The 23,271-nt window shown below is 43.4% G+C and carries 18 protein-coding genes and 2 tRNA genes; 3 read left to right on the top strand and 17 right to left on the bottom strand.

The genetic code is table 11. The features are described 5' to 3' along the window. Positions 1-126: 126 nt before the first annotated feature. The 9 genes from pth to ACESTK_RS03085 form a co-directional block, all read right to left on the bottom strand. Complete coding sequence (pth, locus tag ACESTK_RS03045) at positions 127-705, bottom strand: aminoacyl-tRNA hydrolase (RefSeq protein WP_118583700.1); 579 nt, start codon at positions 703-705, stop codon at positions 127-129. 343 nt (positions 706-1,048) lie between these two features. Beyond that, the gene (locus tag ACESTK_RS03050; protein WP_148461569.1) at positions 1,049-1,999 is read right to left on the bottom strand and encodes a GTP-binding protein; all 951 of its coding nucleotides are present in this window, start codon (positions 1,997-1,999) and stop codon (positions 1,049-1,051) included. A 113-nt stretch (positions 2,000-2,112) separates the two neighbouring features. Then, positions 2,113-3,375 (bottom strand): CobW family GTP-binding protein, encoded by a 1,263-nt coding sequence (locus ACESTK_RS03055; protein WP_373118603.1) that lies wholly within the window; start codon positions 3,373-3,375, stop codon positions 2,113-2,115. A 93-nt stretch (positions 3,376-3,468) separates the two neighbouring features. Further along, on the bottom strand, positions 3,469-3,702 hold the full coding sequence (locus ACESTK_RS03060) for a polya polymerase (protein WP_118577545.1): 234 nt from the start codon (positions 3,700-3,702) through the stop codon (positions 3,469-3,471). Positions 3,703-3,934: 232 nt separating this feature from the next. Then, positions 3,935-5,818, bottom strand: coding sequence for a 1,4-alpha-glucan branching protein GlgB (gene glgB / locus ACESTK_RS03065; RefSeq protein ID WP_173715772.1), 1,884 nt, complete (start codon positions 5,816-5,818; stop codon positions 3,935-3,937). Positions 5,819-6,084: 266 nt separating this feature from the next. Next, positions 6,085-7,401: a polysaccharide deacetylase family protein gene (locus tag ACESTK_RS03070; RefSeq protein ID WP_148461566.1), complete on the bottom strand. Its 1,317-nt coding sequence runs from the start codon at positions 7,399-7,401 to the stop codon at positions 6,085-6,087. Positions 7,402-7,461: 60 nt separating this feature from the next. Further along, positions 7,462-8,565 (bottom strand): N-acetylglucosamine-6-phosphate deacetylase, encoded by a 1,104-nt coding sequence (gene nagA / locus ACESTK_RS03075; protein WP_373118608.1) that lies wholly within the window; start codon positions 8,563-8,565, stop codon positions 7,462-7,464. A gap of 56 nt (positions 8,566-8,621) precedes the next feature. Continuing rightward, a complete protein-coding gene (gene tig / locus ACESTK_RS03080) occupies positions 8,622-9,977 on the bottom strand; it encodes a trigger factor (protein ID WP_373118610.1) in 1,356 nt (451 codons plus the stop codon). Between the two features lie 212 nt (positions 9,978-10,189). After that, positions 10,190-12,109: a polysaccharide deacetylase family protein gene (locus ACESTK_RS03085; RefSeq protein ID WP_330382715.1), complete on the bottom strand. Its 1,920-nt coding sequence runs from the start codon at positions 12,107-12,109 to the stop codon at positions 10,190-10,192. Between the two features lie 335 nt (positions 12,110-12,444). Between ACESTK_RS03085 and ACESTK_RS03090 the strand changes: the two genes are divergently transcribed. Both ACESTK_RS03090 and ACESTK_RS03095 read left to right on the top strand, forming a co-directional pair. Next, entirely contained in the window at positions 12,445-12,849 is a 405-nt protein-coding gene (locus ACESTK_RS03090; protein ID WP_373118613.1) for a hypothetical protein, read from the top strand. Positions 12,850-12,974: 125 nt separating this feature from the next. Further along, positions 12,975-13,478, top strand: a complete 504-nt coding sequence (locus ACESTK_RS03095; protein ID WP_373118616.1) for a hypothetical protein — start codon at positions 12,975-12,977, stop codon at positions 13,476-13,478. A 158-nt stretch (positions 13,479-13,636) separates the two neighbouring features. On the opposite strand, the gene ACESTK_RS03100 is transcribed toward ACESTK_RS03095, so the two are convergent. The 7 genes from ACESTK_RS03100 to ACESTK_RS03130 all read right to left on the bottom strand — a co-directional run bounded on the left by ACESTK_RS03100 (position 13,637) and on the right by ACESTK_RS03130 (position 21,002). Further along, positions 13,637-15,220 (bottom strand): sugar hydrolase, encoded by a 1,584-nt coding sequence (locus ACESTK_RS03100; RefSeq protein WP_373118619.1) that lies wholly within the window; start codon positions 15,218-15,220, stop codon positions 13,637-13,639. 22 nt (positions 15,221-15,242) lie between these two features. Next, a complete protein-coding gene (locus tag ACESTK_RS03105) occupies positions 15,243-16,571 on the bottom strand; it encodes a GHKL domain-containing protein (RefSeq protein WP_373118622.1) in 1,329 nt (442 codons plus the stop codon). Next, on the bottom strand, positions 16,568-17,278 hold the full coding sequence (locus ACESTK_RS03110) for a LytTR family DNA-binding domain-containing protein (protein WP_173769723.1): 711 nt from the start codon (positions 17,276-17,278) through the stop codon (positions 16,568-16,570). The genes ACESTK_RS03105 and ACESTK_RS03110 overlap by 4 nt, the downstream gene beginning before the upstream one ends. 190 nt (positions 17,279-17,468) lie before the next feature. After that, on the bottom strand, positions 17,469-19,040 hold the full coding sequence (locus ACESTK_RS03115; protein WP_373118624.1) for an MFS transporter: 1,572 nt from the start codon (positions 19,038-19,040) through the stop codon (positions 17,469-17,471). Between the two features lie 110 nt (positions 19,041-19,150). Next, a complete protein-coding gene (locus ACESTK_RS03120; RefSeq protein WP_373118627.1) occupies positions 19,151-20,602 on the bottom strand; it encodes a family 43 glycosylhydrolase in 1,452 nt (483 codons plus the stop codon). A 237-nt stretch (positions 20,603-20,839) separates the two neighbouring features. Then, positions 20,840-20,913 (bottom strand) — tRNA-Arg (locus ACESTK_RS03125). A 4-nt stretch (positions 20,914-20,917) separates the two neighbouring features. Further along, positions 20,918-21,002 (bottom strand) — tRNA-Tyr (locus tag ACESTK_RS03130). Between the two features lie 317 nt (positions 21,003-21,319). Between ACESTK_RS03130 and ACESTK_RS03135 the strand changes: the two genes are divergently transcribed. After that, positions 21,320-21,787: a DUF2798 domain-containing protein gene (locus tag ACESTK_RS03135; RefSeq protein ID WP_118577555.1), complete on the top strand. Its 468-nt coding sequence runs from the start codon at positions 21,320-21,322 to the stop codon at positions 21,785-21,787. 177 nt (positions 21,788-21,964) lie between these two features. Here ACESTK_RS03135 and ACESTK_RS03140 read toward each other — a convergent pair whose 3' ends face one another. Further along, the gene (locus ACESTK_RS03140; protein ID WP_118577556.1) at positions 21,965-23,083 is read right to left on the bottom strand and encodes a hypothetical protein; all 1,119 of its coding nucleotides are present in this window, start codon (positions 23,081-23,083) and stop codon (positions 21,965-21,967) included. Between the last annotated feature and the right edge of the window lie 188 nt (positions 23,084-23,271).

Here is a 23,271-nt window from a genome sequence, read left to right on the forward strand (position 1 = left end):
CACCTCAGAGCCCACCCAAAACATGAAACCATTCCTGCAAGTTATCTGCACGTCATAATTTTCACAAAGCTTTTGGGGGACGCTCCAGGGGCAAAAGAAGCCCAGCTTGTTGCTGGACTTCCTTTGTTACTCAGTAACCCTCTTTCGGTTGTATTCATTCATCGCCGCATCCGGACCATCTGTTATGATTTTTTCTACAGCGTCTGCTGCAAACTCAATTGCTTCATCCACGAGCTTGCGGTCCCCGGATGAAAAACGGCCAAGCACATGGTCTGCCAGATCCCATCCTTTTGGTTTGGCTCCTACACCAATTTTTACACGCATGAATTTCTGTGTGCCAAGTCTGCCAATAATGTCCTTCAGACCATTATGGCCGCCTGCACTGCCCTGCTTCCGGATACGAAGCTGTCCCGGCTCCAGATCAATATCGTCCTGAATAATGATCAGCTCACTCTCCGGATCAATTTTGAAATAAGCAGCCATCTCCTGTACCGGTCCACCGCTTAAATTCATAAAGGACAAAGGTTTCATAAAGATTACCTTCTCTCCTCCGATGAATCCGGAACCGTACATAGCATTAAATTTTACGCCGCCCTGCGGAATCTTATGACGTTCCACAAGCACATCGATCGTATCAAAACCCATATTGTGGCGGGTCGCCTCATACTGCTTCCCGGGGTTTCCCAGTCCAACAACTAAATACATAATCTTATTTTCCTTATTCTACTACGAAAGTCCTCCACAGCAATTCCAAAGCTCTGGTCAGCCACAGCCCTGTAATCACTGCCGCAACCGGCTTAACCAATAGCATAAAACAGATGACTTTCATTTATTATCGAATGATATGAGTGTCAAAAGGTCTTTTGACACTCATTTGATACCCGGATTGCTACGCAGCTACGCTGCTCCCGCAATCCTCCAAATATTCGAAATCCGCTGATTTACTGCGTAAATCGCTACTTTCTCATATTTGGCGTGTCCCAAGTTCAAAAGCCTTATCGTGCAAGCACGAACAGCTTTTTGACCTTTTGACACTGGTATCATCAAATTAGTTGAAATAAACCATCTCATCAGCCAGAGGTTCGCACGGGGTCACATTCTCTGCATAAAGAACAATTCCCTCGCCCTGGTACTCAGAACGGTTTTCAAAGGCGACCTTGGCAGTCACCTCAACCCATTCACCTGGCTTCAGCTTCGGGGCATATGCACTCTTGCAGATATAGCCCAGGAATGAAGTATCATCTGCGCAGCAGGTCATGGCAGTACGTCCTGGAATAAAGAACTTGCTGCCCATTCCTCTCGGACGTCTTGCACGAGCCTTAAAGCGAAGAGTTTTTCCCACATAGCGATCCGGATGATCCATAGCATCTACAAACCAGATTCCGTAATCTTCAGGCGGAATATCTACAATCTCTGCATCCAGGTCAAATGGCATCTGATCTGCGAAAATATCCGTCATCTCGCCTTCTTCGTCCTCAAAAATAACCTCTGCACTTGGGTTTACAACCTTAATGCTTCTGCGGAAGTTTGCAAGAGGATATTCTTTCTTGCTGCGGTTAAACACAACCATATCCGCATTACGAACCATATCCATAAAAATGGATTTCATATTCTGCATATATACCTGGAATGTGCTTGCATCTACACAGGTAATGTGCTGTTCAATTCCCCAGCCTGCCGGGAGCTTCATCTCCTCAAATTTGCTTACCAGCCACATTCCATTATATTCCATAACCACACGCTCCGGCTGATGGATAATATCCAGTGCCTGAAGGCGCTCCGGTGTAAAATCTTCTTCTTTCTCAATAACCTCAACTACAACATTATCTTTTGCAAGAGCCTCTTCATCGTACTCTTCCTCTCCCTCTTCGCAGAGAATGAGAAGTGTCTTTCCCTCTGTACGGAAGTAATCCTGCTGGAGGGTAAAGCTGAGGAAAGAGGTCTTGCCGCTTTCCAGAAAGCCGGTTATGAGATAAATCGGTACTGTAATTTCATCCATTTACAGAAACCTCCCTGTATTTTTCTTAAAAGCAGTGCATTCACGTAATACCGCTTATAAACAGCAACAAATAAGCTTACAAAAAGCCTTTTATCCCGTTTATATGTCAATCATTAAGCTACGCCGAACAGCTTGGCCAGTTTCTCTTCATTTAACTTGGAACCAATTACGCAAAGACGTCCGGTGTACTCTGGTGAACCTTCACGGATCTCAGTTTCTTCCGGAACCATGTCGAAGTAGATCCAGGTTCCGTCCTCTGCCGGAAGCATTCCCTTAGCACGAAGGATCACGCCATACTCTTCAGAAGCGGAAAGGCTCTCCAGCATTTTCTCAAGCCCTTCTCTTGTAAACTTCTTAATAGTCTCACGTCCCCAGCTGGTAAATACTTCGTCTGCGTGATGATGGTGATGATCATGATGATGTCCGCAGCCACATTCTTCATCATGGTCGTGATGATGCTCATGATCGTGGTCATGTCCGCAGCCACATTCTTCATCATGGTCGTGATGATGCTCATGATCGTGGTCATGTCCGCAGCCGCACTCGTCATCATGGTCGTGATGATGATGCTCGTGATCGTGGTCATGTCCGCAGCTACACTCCTCATCATGGTCGTGATGATGATGCTCATGATCGTGGTCATGTCCGCAGTTGCACTCCTCATCATGGTCGTGATGATGATGCTCGTGATCGTGGTCATGTCCACAGTCACACTCGTCGTCATGATCGTGATGGTGATGATGCTCATGCTCCTCTTTCAGCAGCTCATCCGCCAGAGATACCGGATGCTCCATAACCTCCAGGATTTTCTTTCCATCCAGCTTCTCAATCGGAGTGGTAATAATAGCTGCCTTCTCATTGATAGAACGAAGAAGCTCCATAGACTCCATTGCTTTCTTCTCGTCTACAATATCGGTACGGCTCATGATAATCGCGCCTGCATACTGAACCTGATTGTCAAAGAACTCGCCGAAGTTTCTCATATACATTTTGCATTTCTTGGCATCAACAACTGTAGTGTAGCTGTTCAGCTGAATATCAACATCCTCTTCCACACCCTGTACAGCCTTGATAACGTCGGAAAGCTTACCAACACCTGATGGCTCGATCAGGATACGGTCCGGATGATACTTCTCTACAACTTCCTTCAGGGAAGCACCAAAATCTCCAACCAGAGAACAGCAGATACATCCGGAGTTCATCTCACGGATCTCGATTCCGGCATCTTTCAGGAATCCCCCGTCAATACCAATCTCACCGAACTCATTCTCGATCAAAACTACCTGCTCACCTTCAAATGCTTCTTTCAGCAGTTTCTTAATAAGAGTTGTCTTACCAGCTCCAAGGAAACCGGAGATAATGTCAATCTTTACCATTTTGTATTCCCCTTTCTATTATGCCAGAAAAAGGGGACATGACCAAGTCACATCCCCTAATATATTTATCCCAATTTCACAGTTTTATGCAAATCAGCCGTTGATCATGAAGTGCATAAGCTTATCAATGTCTTCTTTCTCATATGCAACGATCTCAAGCTCCGGAATCTCACCGTTAGAGAAGATGTTTGCAAGAGATACATACTGTGATAATTTAGATTTCAGGTTCAGTCTGTCACCTTCGCCAGTTACAAGCTCTACTTTACCAGCGCAGCTGTCTACTACATCAAAAAATTTCTGAATGTCTTTAATATTAGATACCTTCATGTCAATATTCTCCTTTCAACATGTACAACTTTTTCCATTTCTTTTTGTTCGGGCTCATTATATCTCAACTTTTTCCAAATAGCAACAGGTTTTTCACCTTCTGGGAAAAAATCCCCAACAGTCACAAACAAAACCCGAATTTGCCCCATTCTTTGGGTATTTTTAATACTAAATTATCACAGCAATCTGAAAATTGTCTGTGAGAATTGTTCCTTGCGGAATTTGGCAGCTTCTAATACTGGAACACAGCAACCCCGTAAGCTGGCAGCGGATAAGCAAAGGAGAACGGACGATTGTCACAATCCTGCTTTTCTGCCTTAAATACCTTCTTCGCAGTCTGTCCGTTTTCATCCAGAACCAGTGTGTATTGTTTCTTCTTCGGCACACCAACACGGTAATCCGGACGTTCTACAGGAGTGAAATTGCATACTACCAGAAGGTTATTTCTTTTTGTAGGGGATTTCCTTACGAAGCTGTAAATACTTCTGTCCCCGTCATCTGCATTGATCCACTCAAAGCCAGACGGATCCGTATCCGTTCCATAGAGCGCAGGATATTTGCGATACATCTTCAGCAATGTCTGCACAAAATCCTTCAAATCCCGATGCTTCTCTTCCCCAAGAAGGAACCAGTCAAGTTCTCTCTCCTCGCTCCACTCTCGAAGTTGACCGAATTCCTGCCCCATAAATAAAAGCTTCTTGCCCGGATGGCAGAACATAAATGTATAAGCAGCCTTCAGATTCTTAAACTTATCATCTAGCTCACCTGGCATTTTCTCCAGCATAGACTTCTTCAGATGAACCACCTCATCATGGGAGATTACTAACACATATTTCTCACTGTAAGCATATGTCATGGAGAAAGTCATCTTATTATGGTTAAACTTACGGAAATAGGGGTCCAGCTTCATATATTCCAGGAAGTCATTCATCCAGCCCATGTTCCATTTCAGGGAAAATCCAAGGCCGTCATCCTCTGCCTTACCTGTAACCTTCGGCCATGCGGTAGACTCCTCTGCAATCATCACAGTACCATGGTTTCTTCCAAGAACCACTGTATTCAGATGCTTAAAAAACTCAATTGCTTCCAGATTCTGATTTCCGCCATATTTATTGGCTACCCACTGACCATCATTCTTTCCATAATCCAGATACAGCATGGATGCAACGGCATCCACACGAAGACCGTCCACATGACACTCCTCGATCCAGAACAGAGCATTTGCGATCAGGAAGTTCTTTACCTCCGGTCTGCCATAATTGTAGATCTTGGTTCCCCAGTCCGGATGCTCTCCCTGTCTGGGATCTGCATGCTCATAAACTGCAGTTCCGTCAAAATTCGCCAGTCCATGGGCATCCTTGGGAAAATGTGCCGGCACCCAGTCCAGAATAACCCCGATTTTCTGTCTGTGAAGATAATCTACCAGATATTTGAAATCCTGGGGTGTTCCATAGCGGGAAGTAGGCGCATAATAACCGGTGACCTGATATCCCCAGGAACCGTCAAAGGGATGCTCTGCAATCCCCATCAGCTCCACATGTGTATAGCCCATATCCTTCACATACTGGGCAAGCTTCACCGCCAGTTCCCTGTAATTGAAAAAGCCTTTCTCATTCTCCTCTGTAGCCGGATGCTTCATCCAGGAGCCAGGATGTACCTCATAGATCGCCATGGCATCCTTAGTCTCGTCAAATTTCTGACGATTCTTCATCCAGGTGGTATCTTTCCATTTGTAATCCCCGATATCCGTGATTCTGGATGCCGTTCCCGGTCTTAATTCTGCCTCATTTGCATAAGGGTCAGCTTTATAAATATGCTCCCCGTTCATTCCTACAATAAAAAACTTATACAGCTGTCCAATCTTCGCTCCAGGGACAAATGTCTCAAATACACCGATCGGACCTGCCTTTTTCATTGGAGCAGCCTGTTCATTCCAGTCATTAAACTCTCCAATTACAGAAACAGCTTGCGCATTAGGTGCCCATACTGCAAAATAAACACCTTCTTTTTTCCCTTGTTTCACAGGATGTGCGCCAAGCTTTCTGTAAATATCATAATGGGTTCCCTGACCAAAGAGATACTGGTCAAGCTCTGTAAACTGTAATTTCTCTCCCATCAGAAAGTTACCTCCCTAAACTTTCAAATTCTTATGCACATTATAGCATACTCTTTTCCTCCATGCCACCAAAAACTTGTCTATTATTCATAAAAAATCTACATCAAAATTCATTTTTACTGTAAAAAAATACGCCTGTACTTTGACATTTTTCTCATAAGTACAAGCGTATACTATCATTCACACTATACAGCATCTGCGATTTCCGGAAGTCACGAAGCTTAACACATATGCCAGACAGGCTCTAGAGCCTCTTATTTTCTCCGTTATTCGCCTGAGTCGCTGCTAAAATCCCCTTCGCTATTCTCACTGCCGTCTGTGTATCCGTCACTTTCACTGCCGTCGCTTCCATCACCGGAACCATCACTGAAGTCGCTCTCATCTCCATTACTGCTGTCATCTGAACTGCCATCAGAAGTTCCATCTGTGGAAGAGTCCTCAGAAGAGCCATTTCCATTATATCCAGGCACATAACCTGCATCAAGGGCGCTCTGCCAGAACTCTGCATATTTTGCTGGCTGAAGGGTAACATTCTTCGCCGCTGCCATCTCACTTACCGTTACCAGTTTATATCCCTGTGCAATAAGATCTGGAATCAGTCTGAGTGCCGCATCAACTGAAGGACCATGAATATCATGCATCAGAATAACGGCTCCGTCTCCCAGATTGCTGTCATTCATAATGCCATTGTAATCCAGATCTGCATCCAGATATTTCCAGTCCAGACTGTCAATAGACCACAAAATAAAAGGTTTCCCAACTGCCGAAATAATTTCATCATTGCAGTCTCCATAAGGCGGACGAATTACCGTGGACTCCTGTCCACAGGCATCAATCAATGCCTGATCGGTATCGCCGAATTCCTTTATAACATCATCAATACTCAGATTCAGCATATCCTGATGATCCCAGGAATGGTTTCCGATCTCACAGCCAAGTTCCACCATTCTCTTCACTTCGTCCGGATACTGTCCAACCAGCTGTCCCAACATAAAGAAGGTAGCATGTGCATTGTTCTCCTCCAGACAGTCCAGAAGCTTGTCTGTATACTGTCCCGGACCATCATCAAAGGTAAGTGCGATCAAAGGGCGTTTCTTCTCAGCATTGTAAGAACCATCCTCATTAAAATAATAATCGTTTACCCCCTTGGTCACCCAGCCGGTCTGCATGTATCCATTGGAATCAAATGCATATTTCACTCCGTCAATCTCTGCAAAACCATTGGTATAATATGTACCATCTGCATTCTGATACCAGCGTCCGCTGGAATCCTCATGCCAGCCTGGAGTCAGTGAAGAAACCTTGGTCACATCGCTCTGTCCTTTCAGAGGCTGTCTCAGAGCATCTGTAGAATTGGAATCCGCATTCGAAGCAGCTCCGTCACCTGCATCCGCCTGCACGCTCTGTGATTTTCCAGTACTCTTTCCTCCCACACGACTTACGATTGGAAAAATCACTCCTCTTATTACAAAAATCACAGCCAGCACCATTGCCACAACATAGGTAACCAGCTTAATGATCTTCCTTCGTCTTATCTGGCGCTGTTTCCTGCGCATTCTTTCGCGCAAAACCCTTCTATCCATTCATATTCCCTCTTTATCTCTCGTTACATAGTGGAAAAAATTTTCCGCAAAAAAGTTCTGTCATAGCACTTCTCTCAGCTCCAGATCATCTGTTACAAGAAGAATATCCGCTTTCTTTCCAACAGAAAGGGAACCAACTTCATCATAAATACCAATACTCTTTGCCGGATTTCGTGTTGCTGCAAAAATCGCTTCTTCAAGGGGAACACCAAAAGAAACAGCCTTGCGCATACAATCATACAGGTTCGTAGCAGAACCGGCAATCGTACCGTCCTTCAAAGTTGCCTTACAGTCCTTCATCGTTACTTCCTGTCCACCCAGCTGGTAGGTTCCGTTCTCCATTCCAGTAGCCATCATAGAGTCACTGATCAGTACAATCCTCTCTGGTCCAAACATCTTAAATGTAGCGCGGATCACAGCGGGATGAATGTGAATGCCATCACAGATCATCTCTGCCATACACTGCCCATCATCACAGGCAGCTCCGATCAGTCCTGGTTCTCTGTGCGCCAGTGGCTGCATGGCATTATAAAGATGTGTCACATGGTGTGCACCTCTTCTCATGGCCTCCGCTGCTGTATCGTAATCAGCTGCTGTATGACCAAGGGAAATGCACACCTCATTATGTACCTCATCAATGAATTCCATAGCACCATCCACATTCGGTGCCAGAGTTACCAGCTTCACCATATTTCCGGAATATTCATTCAGTTCACGGAAAAATCCGGCATCCGGTTTGCGGATATAGCCCTCCACATGGGCACCTTTTTTCTTCGCATCCAGAAACGGTCCTTCCATATTGATTCCCCGGACAGTGGCTCCGGCTTTCATTTCTCCCACAGTCTTAATAGTGGCAAAAATTTCCTTCAGTTCTTCTGCCGGCAATGTCATGGAAGTAGGACAATAGGAAGTAATTCCGTGGCTCTTTTCGTATTTCAGAATAATCTTAAGTCCCTCCGGATCAGCATCAGAAAAATCATGTCCAAATGCACCGTGACTGTGAATATCCACCAGCCCCGGAAGCACCCTGAGCCCAGCCGCGTCTACAATCGTCTTGTCCGTAACCTCATCCTCAGAAGCCACGATTCTATGATTCTCCACATACAGATCCTGTAATCTGAAGCTTCCATCCTCCTGAAAAACTTCTCCGTTTTTAATAATCATAACTCCATTCCCTCCTGAGATTCATTGGCTGCTGTTTCTATTATAAACAGCAACCGTCAATTCTCTGTACTGTCATCCTGTGTATCTGTTGAAGCATCCGCTGCTGTGCCTGTATCTGCGGTTGCACCAGTTTCCTGATCTTCTGCTGTATCCCCGCCATCCGTGCTCTGTCCGTCAGTTGTACTGCCATCTGCATGATCTGCTGCTTCTGTTCCCTCAGCAGCCTGTGCAGCCTCACCTTCAGCAGATGTATCCGCTGCTGTCTGATCATAATTTGCATTTGCAATAATGAAATCCTGAACTCTCATAAGTCCGATACTCTCATCCACTGCAACCTGACCGTAAGTATCGATAAGAACTGCAAGATCGCCAGAAGCATACTGCTCTACCAGCTGATTCTGGATTGCAAGGCTTTCCTCATCCTCCAAAGTCATTCCCTCTGCGTCCATGATTCCCTGAATAAGCAGATTCTGTTTTACCTTGGCCTGGGCATACTGCTGGCACTGGGCTTCGAAATCATCCATGGAAACGCCCTGAGACTCTACGAAGTCTTCAAGCTCCATATTTCCCTGCTTCGCGTATGCTTCTGCCTGTTTCTTAAATGTCTTCACTGCCTCTTCTACGTCTTTCTCCGGATATTCCACAACCTCAGAATTGGTGTAAACAGTATTCCATGCAGTGCTGCGCAGACTGCTGTCGGCCTGATCCTGTGCCTCCTGCTCCAGCTGTGCGCGAACAGAAGCCTTATATTCATCAATTGTCTTGTAATCGGTATTCGCTGCAACCCAGTCATCGGTCAGTTCCGGTGGTCTCTTAAAGCTCTGCACGGTAATCTGGAATACTGCATCCTGTCCAGCCAGTTCACTGTTGCGGTAGCTCTCCGGGAAGGTTACCGGTACGTCTTTTGTCTCCCCCTTCTTCATTCCCACGATTCCTTCTTCAAATCCGGGAATCATTGTGCCGCTTCCGATCACAAGGTCATAATTATTACCGGTTCCACCTTCAAAAGCTTCCCCGTCTTTTGTACCTACGAAATTAATAGTAGCGGTATCACCATTCTGGATGACAGCGTTCTCATCTGTCACTTCCACTGAATTGTCTTTCAAATTCTCTGCGATACGATTCTCAATATCCTCATCTGTCACTTCTGGTACAGAATTATCAAGAGTTATCCCCTTATAGTCTGCAATTGTAACGTATTTCTCCACATTATCCACTGAAACCAGGCGTGTCGCACCGGTAGAATCTGTATAAGGTTCCTGTACCTCTTCTTCCTCTGCCGAATCCTCTGCCTGCTGCTCTGTGGCAGTGCTCTCACTCTCTGTACTGGTAGTTTCTTTATCACTTCCGCAGCCATTTACAGCAAGTGCCATACACATTACTAATGCTGCCAAATATACTTTTCTTTTCATTTCATACTCCCTTCAGTTACTCTTTTATAAAATTATCACATTTTCTATTAAAAAGGAAGCCCACTGAGGCAATCATTTTTATTTTATCTCCGCCGCGTTACTGTTCACTGGTAACGTTCCGCGAGGTGTTTTATGTGAACAAAGTTCACATAAAACCCGAGAATCTCAGCGCAAAATCATGCGAATCCATGCCCTCTTTGCAGCTGGTCTTATCAGCCCCCATTCATAGGCGGTACAGGAGTGGGTCTGGATGGGTCAAATACCTGGCTTACGTCAAACAGATCTGCCAGCATGTCCGGATTGTAATACATTCGGTATCCATCCACGTTTCTTCTTCCCATCCGGAAATATTCATCTGTCATCTGTACAAAATATTGATTAGAATCCACGTTGCAATAATAATCATATCCCTGGGATTTCAGATATTCAAATTTCTCATTGCCAGTATACTCTCCGCCGTTATTAATATCTGCTCCGAAAGCAAAGATAATAATATCTGTTCCGCCAATAAGAGGGTCAATGTTCTCTTTGAAATTCTGTGTATCTGTTTCAAGGCGTTCCATGGAAACTGTGGACATGTTTTTATGTCCCCATGTATGGCTGGCAAAAGTCCAGCCCTCCGCCTTCATAGCATCTGCAACCTTTTTCGCTTCTGCCCGCTCTATATCCAGATCAAAATCAGGATGCGCGTCAAGCCACGCCTTTTTATCATCATTCAGATCATCTGGTCTTGTCTGATAGCTGATATCTGTGCGGTAACCCAGGATTCCATTGTAGCCTGTAAGCGCTACAATTCCCTTATGTCCATGATATGCAAAATCAGGATGTTCCTCCACAAACCGGTCGATCAGCGGTACAACATCATAGTCACCTACAACTGTGCTTCCATCATCCTGTACATATTCGTTGCGGATCTTCCCCTCTTCATCTATAACAAGCTTGGTGGCAATTCCATCTCCATCCTGGGAGTGGTAATAACATACATCGTCCTGCGAAAGGACAAACGGTGTTTTTCCCTTAGGAAGATAAACCTGCTTTGCCTGCATTTTCCCATTTTCATCAACGTCTGCCAGATCATAAAGGTTTACCATTACATATCCCTCGTCATACATGATCTGGGTTATCTTATTAAACTCATCCATAGTGGTCATAACCTGATTATAACCATCTGTCTTGTAATCTCCATCAAACGCCTTGGAAGTATCCACGATCAGGGAATGATAAAAAATGTGAGTTACCTGTTCCGGAGACCAGGCTACACATTTATCCTTTTTCTTCTGGAATTTCTCTGCAGCATTCTGAAAATGGACATTTCTCACATATGCATTATCCTTCTGCAAAAGGCTGATTGCACCGTCATAATCATACTGGGCTGCTTTCTCCTTAGCTGTGGTCAGTACTTTCTTCTCGTGACGGATCTGCCTCCTGATGATACCTGTGCCGGCAGCTGCTGCCTGTGGCATAACCCCATTTAAATTTATGGCTGCTGTCTGGGCTGCTTCCTGCTCTGGCTGATTTGCAGAATCTGAAGAATTATCTTCTGTTTTCTCTTTATCGGACATATTCCCGGATTTATCCTGTGCAGTATCCTCTGAATTGTCATCTGTATTTCCAGTTGTCTCATCACTGTCATCTGCCGTGCCTTCACCAGATTCCGGTTGTATATCTGTACTGTCTGAGCTGTCAGCAGCTTCCTCTGTATTAATATCGGGGTTTTCGGTGCTTTCGGGGTTTTCGATGCTTTCGGTGCTTTGGTCAGCCTTTGCCAGTTCTTCTGCTGCCTTGCTCTCTTTACCGGAATTCTTATCAGGAACCAAATCCCTTACCTTGGCTACCAGCGTTTCCATGCCGTCTTTTAACCCTGTCTGCTCTCTATAAAAGTATCCCACACCGCCCAACACTGCCAAAGCAGTAATAATAAGAGCCAGATTACGATTCCGTATCTGCCTCTTCTTTCTCTTCAGATTGCGCTCATGTCTCTCGCGCCGTCGTTCTTCGTAATATATCTCTTCCTGGTGTTCCTTCTCTGCCAGTTCCTGTAATTCTCTGTCAAGCTCCCGCTTGGACTGGCTGTCGGGAACTTTATTCTCTTCCAGACCAGGCTGTTCCTGTTCTGTATCCGATTTCTTCATAATGTATAACTCCTAACTATACTGTAAGCCCCCCTCAAAACACCTTCTTCCCGCAAGACCAGTTAATAAAGAAAACCTACAAAGCTTCCTATTAATCCTGAACGGAATCTGTAATCTGGCATTTATTATAACCATACCAGATAAATCTATCCATTCTGTAACCAGTAGATTTCTATTATACATGATATTCAAAATAATTACCACCTCTTCTCAGTAAATATCCTTGCATTCTATTGCCATATATTGTTAAAATAAAAAACACATGATAAAATATGTTTTAACCTCAAATATCAAAAATATTAAGCTCTATATCAGTCACTCTAAAGGAGGAAAATATGAACAGATCAGATATTATGCGCATCAGCGCACTATTTGAAATAGCCCTGGGTTCTGCTTCTTTGATCGCAGCCCGCTTCTGGATCGGAACCACTAATATTGTGGGCAGACATGTAAGCCATGGTGATACTACAGAGGCTTTTGCACTTACTTATGCATTTACACTTCTTCAGATTGCAATTGGAATTATAGGCGTGATGAATGCAGAAAAAGGAAGAATGAGCACCGATATCTTTGGAATTCTGGCCTTTATCCCGCAGATTGCCCACTTCTTTCATATTAAGGGAAGTATTATACTGGTTCTTATGAATCTTGCAGCATTTGCGGTACCGGTTATATATACTTTCACGGCTTATAAGCTTTTCAAAGGAGATAACAAAACAATTGCCTTTTCCCAAAAATGATGCTAAAATGTAGTTTATGTGAAACAAGAATGTAACTGTTCAGTTTCTTCACGGTCACACGTTTTGCGGAACCGTGCAGGCTGAATAGTTATTAAGAAACTTTATAATATAGTAGGAGGATAAGTATGCATCCAGTAACAATCGTCCTTCTGGTGATTCTCGTAATCCTCATCGGATTACTGGTTGGTTTATATTTCTTTGGCAAGAAGACCCAGAAGAAGCAGGAAGAACAGCAGGCACAGATCGAGGCAAGTAAACAGACCGTTTCCATGCTCGTTATCGATAAGAAGAGAATGCCACTTAAGGAATCAGGTCTCCCACAGATGGTCATCGACCAGACACCGAAGCTTCTCCGCCGCTCCAAGATGCCGATCGTTAAGGCTAAAGTCGGACCGAAGATTTCCATTCTTATCGCAGACGAGAAGGTATTCGACCTTATCCCTGTGAAGAAAGAGATCAAAGCTGAAGTAAGTGGACTTTACATAGTAGGTGTAAAAGGCATCCGCGGTAACCTGGACGCTCCGGTTAAGAAGAAAAAAGGATTTTTCGCACGTTTTAAGAAATCTGCTGATGAAGCTCAGGCAGCCCAGAATGAGACTAAGAAATCCAAAAAGAATAAAAAGAAATGATTATTTTAGCCCTGCCATTATGATGGCAGGGCTATTTTAATGCTCCTTTCCCCATATTGTAATGCCAGACATTATTTCCTGCGTGTTGCATTTTATCAAGAATCTTTCTCTCATTTCAAAAAGGATCCTGCATTTCTGCAAGATCCTCATTCTCAATCTTATTTCTCATTATCCATATAAAATTTTCTAAGAAAATACGTCGGCGTACAGCTCCATGCGTGACAGTAGCTGTTAACCATGCTGGAGCCATAAGGGGATTCCTCCCGGTTGTATGGATTGTACAGTTCCCAGAAGGTGTCGGCGCCGTCGCGGATCATCTCGCCCCAGTAACGCTTCATTTCTTCCAGTGCAAGCTCTTTCTCATCACAGCGGATAAGCGCATCAATATAGTGATGATACATATATGGAGTTACCATGCGGATTCTTGGATTCACTTCCATTACATGATGGATCAATTTACAGTTTGTCTCTTTGTCAAAGACACGTGCCAGGATCATCCAGATCTGGGTTGCCCAAGAAGCCTGACGGTCCGGACCGCTTACGAACATTCCAAGCGCTTCATCCCAGAACTCTTTCACTGCTGCCTCTTTCAGCATGGCCTGCTTCTCTTCCAGCCAGCTGATATCCTCCTGTTTATCCAGAATCTTTGCAAGGCGGATTCCATAACGGATACAGTAAATCAGAACTGCTGTAGCTCCGGCCTGCTTATTCAGACCATCTCCCCAGTCCAGGAAGCACCAGAATGCATCACCTAAATCCTCCACAACATTTTTCTCATTTAACTGCGTCATAGCAATGCGGATCTGATCAATTGCCACATCATAAAGATCCCTGAGTGTTTCCAGATCACCGGTTGCCTCATAATAATCCAGAAGCACAGATGAGAAAAACAATGCATAGTCCAGAAGGTAAGTATCATCTGGCTCCATCTCCGGTTCTGTGAATACACAGGCGCTTAGCTTTCCCTCATTAAAAAGCAGTCCTGCAAAAATATACATACAGCGTTTGGCAAGATCATAATTCTTAAAGGTGTAATAATTGGCTCTCGCCTGAAGTCTCAGATCTCCCAGCCACATTCTGCGGTCACGCTTTGGTCCATCCTCAAAAACATCCTGCATACATTCTTTCAGGGTTTTTCGGCTTACCAGATCAATCTGATTCAGAAGCGGATCTCCGAAATCCACAGGCTTTACAGACTCCATATCTACAGCAGAAACCGTATCACAGGAAATACCATCGATTTTCAGCTGGAACTTGGCAGAAGTATCAATTACACGAAGCTCCATATAACGGAAAGAATATCTTCTTGGCAGCTTCACCTTCGCCGGAAGTACATCCACATGAATATACTCCTCCTGAATCCAGCCACGGCTGAGCCAGCCGTCATAATCAGCAGTTTTGTCCGTCATTTCCTCCAGACGCTCACCGAATTTCAGGTAAAAATAAACCGGTGCATCCTGATGGCTTCCTGTTTTACTAAGCTCCAGAGTCACATAACCTACAGCATGATCCCCGAAATCCACAAATACTGTATCATCTCTTTTTAAAGATTTTGCATACAGATTTTCAATTGGGTGCTCTTCTGTAATAACTGTTCTCATCTGGCGGTCTTTTCCCACCATAATTTCCTTTGCAGCCTTGATTTCTTTATGCAGAAGCTCTGGTTTTAAGGATTCTGCAATTTCCAGAAAACGGTTATTTTTATGTACTTCAAAATTCTCAATTATACTATATGATGGCATTATTTTTCCTCCTAAAAATCACCTAATGTTTCATCGGAATCAGTATCTTCAGCTCAAACCAGTTATTCGCCTTGCCCGCCATAACTGAACCGCCATACTTCTCTACAATTTTTTTCATACTCTTCATTCCATATCCATGGAACCGTTTGTCTTTCTTGGTGGTGATCGGGATTCCATCCTGGAACTGAACGTTCTCCTCGCAGTAATTCTCTGTGCGAATACGAATAAACTGTTTATCCTGAATCACATGCAGGGAAATCAGACGTTTCTGACGGTCTTTGATCTTCACCACACTTTCAATAGCATTATCCAGCATATTTCCGAAAAGAGCACTGATATCCATATCCTCCATAAAATTCAGCAGCTGCCCCTCACCCATAAATTTCAGCTCAATACCATGTCTCTGACAATGCATGCTTTTACTGGTAAGAATGGTATCAAGGACCTTATTTCCCGTTTTATTCTGTGTCTCATAAATCTTGATCTCACGCTCCATCTGTTCCAGGTATTCCCCTGCTTTTTCAGAATCTGCGCCGCTTTTTAAAAGATTGATCTGATGCTTCAGATCATGGTATTTCTGATTTACAATGTCGATACTCTCCTTGGAAAGCTTGTAATTTTTGTACTGCATATCCATAATATTCCGAAGCGTATCCTTCTCAAAACGCATCTGGATCTCTTTTACCTGAATGTGATAAGCATAAAGCACCGCCATACCGCTAAGATCCGCCAGTGTGCGGATAATAAACACATCCATAGCTGTTCCTGCACTGAAAATACTTTTTACATCCACATAGCTTACATTGCTGATACAATACACCATAATCAGCACAAAATATACAACCAGTAATTCTCTGCGGGTGATCTGCAATTCTTCAATATCCTTTTTCAGATAATGTTCGATCAGATAAATCAGAATGTATAATACTGCATAAATAACTACCATATGCAGCACTCTCCATAACATCTGCTCTGGTGTCCCCTTCTCCTGACCGCTGAAATCACCTGTATAAAAATAATGAATCTGCCAGCACAAAGAGGCTGCAAATTCTGCGTTGATAAATGCCTTCGCACAGAAAAATCCGGTTTCACGCCATGGAAGCTCTCCTGCCATCCTGATGTACAAAAGCATCAGCAAAAACACACAAACCATAAGAGGCATGAAAAACATCTGCTTTATTCCATCTGTAAAAAACATAACGGTAAAAATACTGATAAAGCTCAACACCCCATACACATATTTCCACACATCTTTTTTCCCGCATCCATGCACAAGAATCATTACCAGTGCAGAAAGCCAGTAGGAAATGGCATAATAATATCCGGGAGTGTTGACTACTGTGCCTCTCATTTTTCCACCTCATTCATATATTCATTCAGGGCATCCAGGAAGGGCTTCCGCCTGCTTCTGCTCACCTGGATTGTATCGCCGTTTACCATAATATCACTGCCCTGATAAGTCTCTACAAATTCCAGATTTACCAGATAACAGCGGTTACACCGAAAATATTTCTTCGGATCAAACTGATTATCTGTATCCCTCATAGTGCCCTTTGTCTCAAAATCCCCATCCAGAGTGTGGTAGATCAGCACATGGTCCTGAACCTCCACGTAACAAATCCGCGCCACATCCAGCTTCTTTTTACCTCCCTTCAGAACAATGGTAATGTACTCCTTCTCCGGTGTCTTCACCTTTGCCAGAGCCCTTACCATACTCTCTGAAAATGAAAAATAGGAAATTGGCTTCAAAATATAATCCAGCGCATTTACCTTATATCCCTGAATGGCATACTGAGGCATGTTTGTAATAAAAATAATAATTACATTTGTATCAAGCTCGCGGATTTTTTCTGCTGCTTTCATTCCATTGAGAAACGCCATCTCAATATCCAGAATAATAAGGTCATAGCTGGCAGTGTAATCGGTCACAATATCCTCACCGTCCTGAAATTCTGTTACGGAAAATTTCATCTGGTTCTCTTTTTCATAACGATTCAGGCATTTCTTCAACGCCTCCCGGTCATGCCTGTCATCCTCTACAATTGCAATTCTTATCATAATTATTTCTCACCTATCCTATTCAATTAAACGGATACTCCAATCCGCTTTGCTGCCTTCTCATAATCGAATAGCTTCTTCGCAGCTTATTCGGCTAAAACGGCTCCCTGGCACAGTGACACTGCACCAGGGAGCCGGAATCACTTGTGTTAACTAAGAATAGTATAACAGGAAACAGGTTCTGAAACAATTAGATATTAGCTGCTTTCTTCTGATTTTCTTTGATCTTTTTCTGGTCCTCTTCAATGTGTTTTTCTACATCCAGACGGCTCATAAGAATGATAACAACTGCATATGTGATCACATCTGCCGCCAGGAATGCGAATGCAAGCACCTGCTCCACGCCGCCCATTTGGCGATATACCACCTGACCTGTATAATTTGCCACATTTTCAACAATTTCCAAGGTCTGCGGATTACATGCAATACCGGTATTGCTGTAACCAGCAAAGGTAAGAAGACTGTTCAGCACACCGATACAGAGTCCGCTAAGACCTACCATAATGGAGCTATAAACAGACATTGTAAATCCATCGCTTCGGAAACCATTCTTCGCTTCCAGGTGATCCAGCACATCAGAAAGAAGCGCCATCGTCACATACATTGCAGGAATACTTCCGATTCCTTTCAATACCATACTTGCAGCAACCATTCCGAAGCTGTGTACATTCAGGAAACAGACAAGGCCGCCTACAACGGAGAAGCAAAGTCCTGTAACAACAGCTCTCTTTTTGCCCAGCTTACGGGCAATTGGCCATGCCACTACCATACCAACGGCAGTAGGAATTCCGCCAACCAAACCAAGTGTTGACATTAATGCACCGGAAGTCTGCTCCGGATTTGCAGAATTAATTACACTGTCAAACATCCATCTTACATAGAAGCTCATGGAACTGTTTTTGATCAGCTGGCCAAACTGGAAAATCAGGAAATAGAGAATGATGATCCACCAGTATTTGTTGTGGATACAGCCTTCCAGCTGTTTTTTCAGCGGCATCTTCTCTTCCTTTACATTCAGATTGATAGTTTCCTCTGTAATACGCTCTCTGGTAAAATAATATTCCAGCATACAGCCAAATGCACTTACCAGACAAAGAACTATGGAAATAATCCTCCAGTGTGAATAGCTTGCGTCCACATCGATTCCGCCGTCCTTTGTCACAAACAGAAAGCTCTGAAGAAGAATCGGCACTACAATGCTGGCTCCAACTCCTGCTGAAGCAACCATTGCCGCATTTGACAGTGTTGCAAGAAGCCCGCGGCTCTCAGAATTTCTGGTAGAAAGAGAAACCATGGAGCTATGTGCACAGTAAAAACATGGATATGCAAGTGCATAGTACAGGTTATAGGACACTGCGATCCAGATCATCTGCACCGCATTATTGCCCTTAGCTGGTGTCATAAACATAAGAATAATGGCTATGATCAGCATTGGTGCTGCAATGATCAGGTAAGGTCTTGCTTTTCCCTGTGTACTTCTGGTGTTGTCGATCCACTGCCCGATCATCAGATTTCCGAGAACTACGAAAATCACAGATACGATTGGCAGAAGTGTGGCAAATGCTCCGAATTTCGTCCAGCCAAGTACATCCACATAATAACGGTTCAGATAGGCACCGAAAATGGCATTGGCAAACATGGCGCAAAAGGGCGCCAGAAAATATCCAATGGCAATTTCCGGAAGCTTCACCTGATCGGATTTGATTCTTGTTTTAAAAACCGGCTTTTCTGCAAGTTTTTTTGCAAAATTAGTAATGTTCAAATATTTCGCCTCCTGGGTTTATTTGACTCTTAAGATAAACTCTTTTTCCCTTTATTTAAGCTCTGTCTTCCATTTGCAGGCAGAATATTTCCTGCACATTTAATGGAATCTTACTTCAGATCAAAAGACATAAAATTAAATGCGCCAGTTCCCTTGTAACTGAAGTACAGTGCCTCTTTCTCACCGAGTCCGTTTACATCAGCTGCAAAACCGTGCTGTTCCTTGCAAGGTTTTACCTGAATCTTTGCCACTGGCTTGCCGCCTTCCTCTGTGGATACATAAACAATTCCAGTTGCTTTTCCCTTAATATTAATACGAACCTTAGAGGTCTCACGCAGGTCAAAATATTTGAAGCCTGCAACTGCTCCGTCACACATATTGGCAATATACTGATCTGACCCCTGCTCACGATCCTTTCCTTCCTGAGTCAGATATGGATGACCGGACTTTGGATGTTTGATCATACTTAAGAAACGGGTTCCTTTTTTGCCATATACGTTGCAGGCAATGTAGGAAGGATAGTTTCCTTTTCCCTTAAGCGGTCCGTCATTCAGACCACAGGAGGTCATCTCTGCCTGATAGAATTTACCATTCTCAAAGCGGATGCGCTCTGCACAGGCCTGACGGGAAGACTGCTTACGGTTACTGTGTCTGTGATAAAAAACATAATAGCTTCCATTGATCTCGATCAGACTTCCGTGAGTGTTTCCGGTGCAGTTTCTTGCATTTTTCACATCTGTAATTCCCGAGAGACCGATGTCTCCGTTGCTGACCAGCACACCGCCAAACTCAAAGCCCTCTGTAGGGTTATCGCTTGTTGCATAGCAAAGCTCATGGCTGTTCAGGGAACTGTAGATGAAGTAATAGGTTCCATTGAATTTACGCATGGAGCTTGCCTCCAGGAAGGGATGTCCCTCATAAGAACTTCCCGGTGCTTCTTTCTCACTGGCAATTCCAATGTATTTCGGTCCCATTTTTACAGTAAGCATATCTGCCGGATCCAGCTCGAAGCACATTGCACCGTGCTCAGTCGGCTTGGATCCATCAAGCAGAAGGGGATTTCCCTGAAGGGCAAAGCCTGTGTAAAGATACAGCTTTCCATCATCATCCATAAAAACGCCCGGGTCAAACTGCAGCGGCTCCTCTTTCTTTCCAATAGGAGTGCTGTCTGCATATTTTACATAACCATAGAATTCATATTTGCCTGCCGGCTTGTCACAGACAGCCACAGAGATCATCTTCGTGCCACCCATGAAATAATAAAGATAAAATCTTCCGTCCGGTCCCTGGATCATATCCGGTGCTGCCAAACCATTTGTAAGACGGATCTTCGGTGCTGCCGGATCCTGCTCTCTTTTGAAAATAACACCCTCATAACGCCAGTTGCCCAGATCGTCTACCGGCGCTGACCAGCATACATAATCTCCCAGACAGAAATTCAAGCCATTAAAAAGATCATGAGAACCATATATGTATACACGTCCATCTACAATATGCGGCTCCGCATCCGGCACGTATTCCCAGCTTGGCAGGTACGGATTTACAGCCTGCTTTGTTTTCATACCTTCATCCTCCATCGATTATTTTACATAATTCATAATATGGATTTATTATAACACCCTACAATTTCTGTACCTGTTTTTTACGTAAAGTGTAAGAAATCCATCGCAAATAGCACATCTTCAAAATCCAGAAGTTGAATCTCAATGAAAAAAAGCCGTCTAGTCACAGACAGCTTTCTTCCTTTGCACCATTTCCTTACCTGATTCACTTTATTCCAAGACATCTGCCATTGGAAGCACTCCTAGGGAGATTCGAACTCTCGACACCGCGCTTCGTAGACGCGTGCTCTATCCAGCTGAGCTACAGGAGTATACTCGGCCATGAGGGAATCGAACCCACTCGTGTTATGATAACAGCGGATTTACAGTCCGCTCCGCCTCCTTAACGGGATAATGACCGATATGATTTCTTACATGTTTTATATTACCAGAAGAACTATATATTCTGCAATAAACCACTAGTTTAATATAACCAAGGAACTTAAGTAAAACTGCATTCTGACTTATAAAAAATCCCCATTATCATTTCTTAGTCCATCTTATATATCGTTTTTTTTATTGCATTTTCCCATTTATCTGGTATAATAATCATTCGGTAAACAATTCAATAACAAATTAGCTCTGGTATAAAATTGGAAACGACACAAGTGTACACTTGATAACGAACAACACATGTGTCTTTTTTGTACCCATTTTTAGAAAAAGGAGAACAATTTTATGCCAAAAACTAAGTTTCAAAATGTTATTTTCACTCTGATGATGGCTTTCCTTATGGTCTACGCCATGATCTGCTACAACATTTCCCTGAACATCGGTGGAATGAGCAACCAGGTATTTCTCATGGCTTTCGGCGAAATGAAGATTATGTGGCCGGTTGCATTTGTACTGGAGTTCTTTATTGTTGATAACCTTGCCCATAAGCTTGCTTTTCGTATTGTCACACCTAAAGACAGACCTTTCGCCATCACAGTTGCAATTTCTGTTATGATCATCTGCATTATGTGCCCGATCATGAGCTTAATTGCCACAATCTTGTTTAAAAATGCGGGTTCCCAGTTCGTTGCCGTATGGCTCCAGACCACTTTCATGAACTTCCCGGTAGCCTTCTTCTGGCAGCTTATGTACTGTGGACCGCTGATCCGTTTTCTCTTCGGGAAAATGTTTCCGGAGAAACAAGATGCATAAGCGTACCTGTTAGCAGTTTTCATATAAATTTGAAGGATTTTAAAAGGCATTGCAGGATATAGCCTCTCCCTAACGTTTGACTCCAAAATCAAATCGTTTACAGACGCCATATAATTCCTTGCAATGCCTTTTCTCGTTAAACTTTCTCAGCTACTATTCTGTAATTTCTAATCCAAATCAAGAAGTATGTACTGCCATTGTTGTATTCTCGATAAACCCTTCACACATTTTCTGTACTTTTTTAAGCGGCAGCTCGGAAATTGCCGCAATTTCTTTCTGTGAATACCCCCGAGAAAACATGTTAAAAACGGTCCTGCGATCTTTTTCTCTGGCCTGTCTTCTCATTTCTTTTTTCATCTCTTTCTTCATTTCTTTCCGCGTTGCTGCTCTCGCTTCATCTGCATACATTTGCATTGCGCCATCCCATGCCTTACACATATCCTTCACCTCCACAACCTCTTCATCAACAAATTCATATTGCTCCAGTAATATCGCCAGAAGCCATCTGGTTTCTTGACTTAGCTTTCGTATTTCTTCGGTACTCTCTTCTACGTATTTTCTCAATTCGTCTTTTTTACGGCTGTGCTTCATAAGCTGGAAAATATCTTTCCATTCCGTGTGAAACAACTCAGGATTCTGTTCATGAATATCTATCATACAAATATCATAATCAGGAAGCCTGTCTGAAAAACTCATCACATTTTCCGGGATGTCCATCATTTCCTGTAATTTTAACTTACTCTTCCACCTTTTCTCTCCCAGGTATAATACCTGATGAAATACCGGAAGCAATGGACGACGGATTCGGCGCCGTTTTTTCCCACGTTTTCCTCTTCCCCAAAACATTTGCTGGGATTTTCTTTTCCACTCTTTTAGCTGATCTGTATATTCTATGCTGTCATATGTAAAACATCTCACAGGCATCTCATAATTTGCCCCAGATTCAACTTCACATGCCAACAAAAATCTACAGCCTGGCTTATCGTGGAGACGAAGGAAATCGCGCTCTCTTTCCAGATACATGAGCTTCGCGCTGTCATCCCCGAATTCTCCCTCTTCAAAAACACCTTTTTCCCTGGCAATTTCCTCTTCGCCGTATTTTTCAGAACTGTTTTTCTTTTGTATATTTTTTGCCATAATCGACTGTTTATATGATACTCTCTTCTTCCTTTGTACTTCCTTAAGATAACATGGATCCACAATCTGCTTTCCTGCAAATAAGGTACCATTCACAAAATCTGCAAAGCGTTCGTTATCTTTCAGATACTCCTGTAGTCCCTGGTCTTTTACACCCAAGTTTCACCACCTTCTTTATTACGCTTATTTCACAGGAATACTTCACCGAATGGCAATGAATAGACTGCTGTTCATGAGCTGAACCGCCTACGAATAGTACATAGAGTTCCTGAGATGTGAATTCAGCGTAACATAAAATATAATGTACTGCAAGGAGTTTATATTTTTTTAAGAATCATTCCTCGTTA

Source organism: Ruminococcus sp. Marseille-P328 (genome assembly GCF_964249465.1).
GTDB lineage: Bacteria > Bacillota > Clostridia > Lachnospirales > Lachnospiraceae > Blautia_A > Blautia_A faecis.

Coding starts and splice junctions, on each gene's coding strand:
- ACESTK_RS03070 (WP_148461566.1), bottom strand. CDS start 7,401: ATGGATAGAAGGGTTTTGCGCGAAAGAATGCGCAGGAAACAGCGCCAG.
- ACESTK_RS03120 (WP_373118627.1), bottom strand. CDS start 20,602: ATGAAAACAAAGCAGGCTGTAAATCCGTACCTGCCAAGCTGGGAATAC.
- ACESTK_RS03055 (WP_373118603.1), bottom strand. CDS start 3,375: ATGGTAAAGATTGACATTATCTCCGGTTTCCTTGGAGCTGGTAAGACA.
- ACESTK_RS03105 (WP_373118622.1), bottom strand. CDS start 16,571: ATGAGAGGCACAGTAGTCAACACTCCCGGATATTATTATGCCATTTCC.
- glgB (WP_173715772.1), bottom strand. CDS start 5,818: ATGGGAGAGAAATTACAGTTTACAGAGCTTGACCAGTATCTCTTTGGT.
- ACESTK_RS03135 (WP_118577555.1), top strand. CDS start 21,320: ATGCCAAAAACTAAGTTTCAAAATGTTATTTTCACTCTGATGATGGCT.
- ACESTK_RS03090 (WP_373118613.1), top strand. CDS start 12,445: ATGAACAGATCAGATATTATGCGCATCAGCGCACTATTTGAAATAGCC.
- ACESTK_RS03060 (WP_118577545.1), bottom strand. CDS start 3,702: ATGAAGGTATCTAATATTAAAGACATTCAGAAATTTTTTGATGTAGTA.
- ACESTK_RS03095 (WP_373118616.1), top strand. CDS start 12,975: ATGCATCCAGTAACAATCGTCCTTCTGGTGATTCTCGTAATCCTCATC.
- nagA (WP_373118608.1), bottom strand. CDS start 8,565: ATGATTATTAAAAACGGAGAAGTTTTTCAGGAGGATGGAAGCTTCAGA.
- pth (WP_118583700.1), bottom strand. CDS start 705: ATGTATTTAGTTGTTGGACTGGGAAACCCCGGGAAGCAGTATGAGGCG.
- ACESTK_RS03100 (WP_373118619.1), bottom strand. CDS start 15,220: ATGCCATCATATAGTATAATTGAGAATTTTGAAGTACATAAAAATAAC.
- ACESTK_RS03050 (WP_148461569.1), bottom strand. CDS start 1,999: ATGGATGAAATTACAGTACCGATTTATCTCATAACCGGCTTTCTGGAA.
- tig (WP_373118610.1), bottom strand. CDS start 9,977: ATGAAAAGAAAAGTATATTTGGCAGCATTAGTAATGTGTATGGCACTT.
- ACESTK_RS03085 (WP_330382715.1), bottom strand. CDS start 12,109: ATGAAGAAATCGGATACAGAACAGGAACAGCCTGGTCTGGAAGAGAAT.
- ACESTK_RS03110 (WP_173769723.1), bottom strand. CDS start 17,278: ATGATAAGAATTGCAATTGTAGAGGATGACAGGCATGACCGGGAGGCG.